Source organism: Trichocoleus sp. FACHB-46 (assembly GCF_014695385.1).
Lineage (GTDB): Bacteria > Cyanobacteriota > Cyanobacteriia > FACHB-46 > FACHB-46 > Trichocoleus.
The window spans coordinates 1-7,190 of sequence record NZ_JACJOD010000087.1 but is presented as its reverse complement, the minus strand read 5'-3'; the positions used below and the strand labels follow the sequence as shown (position 1 = coordinate 7,190).

The window sequence follows — 7,190 nt, the reverse complement described above, 5'->3', positions numbered from 1 at the left end:
TTGGCTGGCAGAATGTCGTGATACATCATGATGGGCACTCTTGCCTGCAAAGCATTGGGATGCAGTTTGGGGAAGGGTGCAACAGATGCGGCTGGAACGTTTGCAGGACAGGTTTGCCAGGTGCGTGGCAGTTGTGCCATCCCATCAGAGCGAGCGGCAGATTGGGCCATCCCTGAGGCGGCTGCAATCAAAAGCATCGGGCTCAAGCACAGGGTAAGAAAGCGGTTCATCATTTAGACGTTTTAAGCTCATTCATTAGAGTTACAAGCTAACAGCAAGATTAACCGCGAAAAGGTTTATGACAAAAAATTCAATGGAGATGAGGACGATCCCGGCGTTGCACAGAGAACGAACTTGAGCATTATGCACCAGTTGCGCATAATGACTCGCAGCGCGAACAATACTCACAACTGTGTTATACGCAAGTCCTGTCGTGCGACCAATGCCTTTCAGACTACTGCCTTCGCTATGCGCCTGTAACACTTGCCGAATTTGCTCCGCGCTCAGTTGGCGACGCCAACTCAGATCAACCAACACCTAGTCCTACCATCAGAGCGGGCGATCGCTTCACCAAATATGCGTATGAACCCAAATATTTTGTTAATTGACAAGACCGCTGGGGCGATCGCTAAACTATACACTGCCTAAACATTTTGAAAATTTTCCTGTTTGTAAAGTAAAAATTCTGAAAGACAATGCATAGGCTCAGGTGGAACATCTAAGTTTGGTGCGCAGGTCTGGATGGTGATTGAAATAGTTGTTTAACCAATTGCAGCCACGCTTTAGGAGATTTGGCAAACTGGCAACCTGCCAATGGCGAACTGTAGTGCTAGTCCCAATGGTGAAAATTGTTTTGCCATCGTCGCTGAAGCTGATGTTGTGAATGCCTTCGGGGACAGTGATGTTGCTCAGCAAGTTTCCTTCTAAGGTCCACAGTTTCAGCGTGCTATTAGCAACGGTGGCAAGGGTGCGGCTATCGGGACTAAATTCCATTCGAAAGGTCGTGTCCGTATTCCCTGTAAAATCGGTGATTAGCTGCCCTTGGCGATTCCAAAGTTTAATGCTGCCGTTCGCTCCAGAGGTTGCAAAGTAGTTGCCATCTGGGCTGAATTTAATCAGATAAATATCCGGATGGAACTGAGACAATGTTTTGATCAGCTTTCCTTGAGGTGTCCAAATTTTCACTGTTCCCTCCAGACCTGTAGTGATCAGGTGCTGATCATCGGGGCTAAACTGCATTGCGATAATACCCTGTTCATGGGCTTTGAGAGTTGCCAAAACTTCTCCTTTGGCTGACCACAGCGTCATATGCCCATCCATTTGACCCACCGTAAGATAGTTTCCCCTTGGACTGAGGCTCAGAGCATTGATGGAAGCCTGAGACGACGTGCGCGTTTGCAGCAGCAATTCTCCCTCACGAGTCCAGAGGTTAATCTGATTATTGGCGGTAGCAGCGGCAATGTGGCTACCATTGTGGCTAAAGGCAAGAGAGGCAGGGGAGGGGAGGCTGCCCGTCAGTTCTTGGATCAGTTGACCTTGCGGATTCCACAGGCGAATTAAGCCTTCTCTGCTCGCGATCGCCATCACCTGACCATCTTGGCTGAACTGAGTATGGGGAGAAGACTGACCCGATACATTCAGCGTTGCCTGTTGCCGTCCTGCCAGATCCCACATAAGGACCCTGCCCTCATTATTATTGATATTATTGACACCAAGGATGCGCTGCGATTTTCCATTCAGGTCTGAAAAGAGGGTTGTGCCGGGCGCAATCCCTGCTAATTGGTGTTGATTCTGCGTTTGCAGGTTCCAGTCCTGAACGGTGCCTGTGGTGGAAAAGGTGAGAAGGCGATTGCCTTCTGGGCTAAACCAGGCATTCAAAATTCTGCCCTGCCCCTTCAGCGTTGAGGCAATCGGTTGCATGGACTCGATCTGTTGCAACAAGTAGATGGTGCCGGCGAAATTACTAAAAATCAAGCGATCGCCCTGAGGAGACAGTTGCAAATTTGACTCCACCGGAACAATTGTCAAAGGCTGGAGAGGAACTCTAGGAATCCTGGGTGGGAGTTGCTTCCCTTGGGGCGTCCAGTAGCTCAATTCTCCATTGACGGTGACAACAACGATTTCATTGTTAGGTGTAAATTGAGCATCCGCAATTGATTTGTATAAGCCATTGCCGCCTGCCGGAAACTTGATCTCGCTGACGCGATTGCCCTTCGCTGTCCAGACTTCAGTGTTCCCTTCCCGACCAACTGTTAATAAATACTGACTATTGGGACTCCACTGCATGTTTAGGGGAACGGATGCCTTGAAACTAGCTAGGGCTTGCACCTTGAGTGAGCCAATTTTCACATTGCCCTGTTCATCAATTGCTGCTAGATGTTGCCCATCCGGGCTAAATTGAACGGTATGGATGTTACCCTCAAAGCCCTCTAATTTAGACTTATAACTTCCCTGAGACGACCAAACATCAACGGTTTGAGAACTCCCTGCGGCAAGGAATTCACTATTAGGGCTAAACGCCAGAGCAAACACCTCACGGTTTCTGGGCTGTTGCACCTCCCGAAGGCGATCGCCCCCTCGATTCCAGAGCCGAATTTTGCCATCAAAACCAGATGTAGCGAGCAGTTTACCATCGGCACTAAACCCCATTGCTAACTTTGTTCCCCCATGATCTCCCAGGTTGGCGATCAAGGTTCCTTGCGTCGTCCACAATTGAGCCGTTGATTGCACATCTATGGAGGAAGATGCAGAAGCCGTCACAACCAACTCTCCATCGGGGCTAAATTCAGCTGCACCTAGATTGACTGGAAAGCCCGTAAACCGATTTTGTTCACGAATTTGACTCAAGACATCTTGTAGCGCCAGAATTGGACTGGTGGCTGGATATTCGGACCAGGGGCGATCGCCTTTCAGCAGTTGGGTTAACTCCTGCCCAGCCTCCATGGCTGAGACTAAAGCATCCAGTTCCGAGGTTTCAAACTGACGCAAAACGTTCATCCCTTGTCGCTCTAGGCGAGTTCCTGCCAGGGCAGTCTGCTGTTTTTGCAGGGCAATATTGGCGAAGGTGCCCGCAATTGCTGCTCCCACCACAGAAACAGCCAGAATTAGGGAACCAATTTGGATTCGACGTTTGGCTTGATGGTTAGCGACTGTCAAAATTTGATTCGCTTTGGCAATCGTCTCCTTTTCGCGCTTTTCAAGATCCCAACCGATCTGAACCTCTAGCTTCTCTAATTGAATGGTGCGATTTTCAGCCTCCTGACTCGCTGCTAGAAATTGGTAATCTTCATCGCTCAAACTTTTTCCTACTGACCAATCCAGCGCTTCTCGCAAGGTCTGTCCCCGCAATAATCGAGAGCCATCCTCCCGTTCGGAAGCTATCCAAGCAGAGATCGCGTCATTATAAATCCGCAGATTGCCCAACTGCCCACTCACCCAGGCGACATCAAACACCGTTTCATAAATCCGGTTAGTAACCCACAATTTGCCCTGGCGCTGCACCACCAAGCCAGAAAGCTTCAGCGCCATCTGCTCAGCCGAATCATCTGCTGGAATCGATCGATCTGGAGCCAGTAATATCTGTTGATAAAGCCCCAATAATCGACCGGCTCGTTGCTCATTCCGCAGCAGGCGATCGCGAATGGTTTTGAGATGCTCAGGGTAATCCTGTGCTTCCCAATTATTGATCATGTGGGTTTGAATGAGGCGCTCGATCGAGTCACGGAGTGATGGGGTCGTGGAATGGTCTGTTTCGTCACGCCTCCACTCCTGCACCACTAATTGACATACCTTTTGCGTCAGAAACGGTTGTCCACCTGTCCAGCGCAAAATTTCATGCAATGCTGTTTGAGGCGAGTCAACGATTTCTGTCAATCCCTCTGATAAAACTTGCGCTTCGGGCTCAGCAAATCCCTGTAAGTCAATGGCTCGACCAATGTTGAAGGGGGTGCGCTTGGTGTCACTGATCAGGTCGCTAGGGGTGGCAACGCCCAACAGTGCAAACGTTAAACGCTGATAGGCTGGGTTATGCGCCCGTTTGTTATAGCAGGCACGAATCAGCACAAAGAAATCATCCAGTGAATCACGAAAGCTCAGAACGCTGTCAATTTCATCAATGAAAACTACAATAGGCTGAGACTGCTTCAGCAGAACCTCTTCAATCAACTGACTCAACCGTTGCACCGGTGAAAGTGAAGCGCAATCGCTCCACCAGTCCATGAATTCTTTAGAGGTGAACACATTCAGGCTGCCCGCCAGCTTGTAGGCAACGCCGCCATACCACTGCTCTAGCGACACCTGATTGCCAATATCTGAAATATCGATTGTGACACAGGCAGTTCCTTCCACCTGCAAGCGATTCATCACCTGCACTTGAAGACTCGATTTGCCCATCTGCCGAGAATTCAGAACATAGCAAAATTCTCCCGCTTTCAACCCCTGATACAAATCAAGGTCAGCCTGCCGCTTAATGTAAGTAGCAGCATGTTTAGGCAAGGTGCCGCCTACCTGGTAGTAGGTAGCGATCGCAGCGTGATCTTTTTGTGCAGCCATAGCGATTTAGACGAGAAATGAGGGGAATAGATTCGGAAGGAATCCGTTGTCATTTCCTATGAAACCCAATCAATTAATGAGTTCAGGAGGGAGAACTTCGAGTTGTGATTGAGTTGCCATCGACTTTATGGAGATGTCAGTAATAGCACATCCAGCTTGAATTATGATTTTTAGAGGTGGGCAGAAAACTAATACGAGCTGTATGTGAGCGATCGCCCCTTTCAATTGCGGTGTTGGTGACTTGAGGTATGAATTGAATGCTGTAACCCCTGAAAACCTGTTCAGGATTTTGCAAAATCATACTTCTATTCAGCAACGCCCAAATTGCGATACAAGCTAGAATTTCATCAAAACGCTGTCCGAGCCTGAACTCTGCATTAATGCGCTAATGAGATACACCAACTAGGCCTACTGTGATTTCTGACCATGCCGCGATCGCTCAAACTTCGCCAATCCTGCATCTCTCGCGTCAAACTGTCCCTGTTGCGAAATGGCTTTCCCAGTCAACGGATTCTGGCCGAACACCTAGAGATGGCCCAATCGACAGTTAGTCATTTTCTCAATGGTAAATCTGTAGACTTCGTGAATTTTGTAGAACTTTCTCAAGCTCTAGGGCAGGACTGGCGCGATCTGGTGGATTTAGAGGCTGAGCCACTAGTGGAGCAGGTAGAAGAACCGGAAGCCCAGGGATATGCTGCAACGATTTTGATCAGTGGTGATGTAGGTAGTGTCGAGTTATCAACTCAGCTCCAACAGTATTTTGCTCAGACTCCCTATCAGGTGGCGATTGCCCCAACGCCCCTCCTTCGAGCAGAAACCTTGCAATCCTCTGACTATTGGCTACTGTTGTTAACCGAGCAATCTGCTGTTAGTGAAGCAACCCTGGCCAATGTTCAGCTAGCCAGAGAGTTATGGGATAAGACACAGCAGCCCACTATCTTACCCATCGCAGTTAATCTGCCCTGGATACAGCGATTGCCGTTTGATCTGCTGAATTATTTGCAGGAAAGCCAGCCGTGGCAATGGCAGCTCTCTGAGTTGCCCACGCGTTTTGCGTCAGCACTGTTGGAAGTATTCAATCAGCAGCGGATAGCGCTACCGGCTAATCATGAGCTAGCCATTCCTTGGACACAGCTGACGGCTCCGGCGACTCGCGCCCCTACTCCGCCCCTGCCGACCGCTTCTCCTGAAATTCCAGGGGGGCAGATGGATCTTGAGTCGAGATTTTACATTCAGCGCCCCCCTATTGAGACACTGTGTTATGAGGCGATCGCCCAACCCGGTGCACTGATTCGGATTAAAGCGCCCCGGCAGATGGGAAAAACTTCATTAATGGCGCGGATATTACATCAAGCAGAACAGCAAGGATCTCGGATTGTGCCACTGAGCTTCCAGCTTGCTAATCAGCGCATCTTCAACAATTCAGATACATTTCTCCAGTGGTTTTGTGCCAGTATTAGCTTAGAATTGGGTCTTCTTGATCCAGAGCAATTAGCAAAGCATTGGCAGCTTGCGAACTTGATTGGCAGTAACCAATGCTGTAAAGCCTATTTTGAACAGTACTTACTGCCGCAGCTTGCGACTCCCTTGACATTGGGATTAGATGAAGTCGATCGCGTCTTTGCCAGTCTTGAAATTGCTGATGATTTCTTTGGATTGCTGCGTGCTTTGCATGAAGAAGCAAAACGGCGAGAGATCTGGAAAAACATTCGCCTGATTGTGGTCCATTCCACCGAGGTTTACATCCCACTAGATATAAACAAGTCTCCATTTAATGTAGGGCTACCCATTGAGCTACCAGAACTTACGACCAGTCAGGTTGGGGAACTGGTGCAGCGATACGGTCTGCCTCAGCAGTCCCAAATGATTCAAGCGTTGATGGGGTTAGTCGGAGGACATCCCTTCTTAATTCGACTGGCACTCTATGCGATCGCCCATCTAAATTTGAGCTTAGAGCAACTCTTGCAGACTGCGCCAACCGAAGGCGGTATTTACGCCGATCATCTCCATCGTCATCTTAGCAATCTCGAACGCAATCCACCCTTAATCCAGGCCTTTCGAGAGGTCGTGTTTTGCAACGCCCCAGTGCGGTTGCCCTCCGAGCAAGCCTTCAAACTCAGCAGTATGGGGCTTGTAAAACTTGTTGGTCATGATGGCGTACCCAGATGCCAGCTCTATCGCCAATACTTCTGCCATTGTCTATAGAAAACACTTGTACATCAAGACATCAACCCACTCTGTTCTAAGAAGCTCCGCAGGCTCTTGCCTAAGAAAGTGTTTGTAAAGAGATATATGGCCCTACGGATGCACCTTAGGACATTGCTTGAAAGCAGCATCCGCACAATCACGAAAGTTGTCAAACTCATCCCATCGCTGTTGCATCCAATTCTTCAGCACAAACCACCAGTGCTCAATCGGGTTCAAATCTGGAGAATAAGGAGGCAGATACCAAATCTCGCAGCCTGCTGCCACTATTTCCTCAATGCTCTGGGAATGATGAAAACTGGCATTGTCCATCACAACCACCAAGGCTCGATTACAAGCACCCGCAAACGTCATAGGTGCAAACAGACGTCCCGCTTTCAAAACGGCAACCCAGCTGACTCGCTCGGTCCGCTTACCCGACTTGAGCACATAGA

General features: G+C 49.1%; 5 protein-coding genes. 2 read left to right on the top strand and 3 right to left on the bottom strand.

The window, feature by feature from the left end:
* A partial coding sequence (locus H6F72_RS29250; protein ID WP_190443506.1) for a hypothetical protein occupies positions 1–197 on the bottom strand: 197 nt, incomplete at its 3' end.
* A 286-nt stretch (positions 198–483) separates the two neighbouring features.
* Here H6F72_RS29250 and H6F72_RS29245 point away from each other — a divergent pair.
* Positions 484–648: a hypothetical protein gene (locus H6F72_RS29245; RefSeq protein WP_190443504.1), complete on the top strand. Its 165-nt coding sequence runs from the start codon at positions 484–486 to the stop codon at positions 646–648.
* Positions 649–705: 57 nt separating this feature from the next.
* Here the strand turns inward: H6F72_RS29245 and H6F72_RS29240 are convergent, their stop codons facing one another.
* Positions 706–4,551 (bottom strand): AAA-like domain-containing protein, encoded by a 3,846-nt coding sequence (locus H6F72_RS29240; RefSeq protein ID WP_190443502.1) that lies wholly within the window; start codon positions 4,549–4,551, stop codon positions 706–708.
* Positions 4,552–4,977: 426 nt separating this feature from the next.
* Here H6F72_RS29240 and H6F72_RS29235 point away from each other — a divergent pair, with 426 nt between their 5' ends.
* Positions 4,978–6,756 (top strand): AAA-like domain-containing protein, encoded by a 1,779-nt coding sequence (locus H6F72_RS29235; protein WP_190443500.1) that lies wholly within the window; start codon positions 4,978–4,980, stop codon positions 6,754–6,756.
* 93 nt (positions 6,757–6,849) lie between these two features.
* On the opposite strand, the gene H6F72_RS29230 is transcribed toward H6F72_RS29235, so the two are convergent.
* Positions 6,850–7,190: transposase (locus tag H6F72_RS29230; protein ID WP_190443498.1), on the bottom strand; the 341-nt coding region annotated here is incomplete at its 5' end.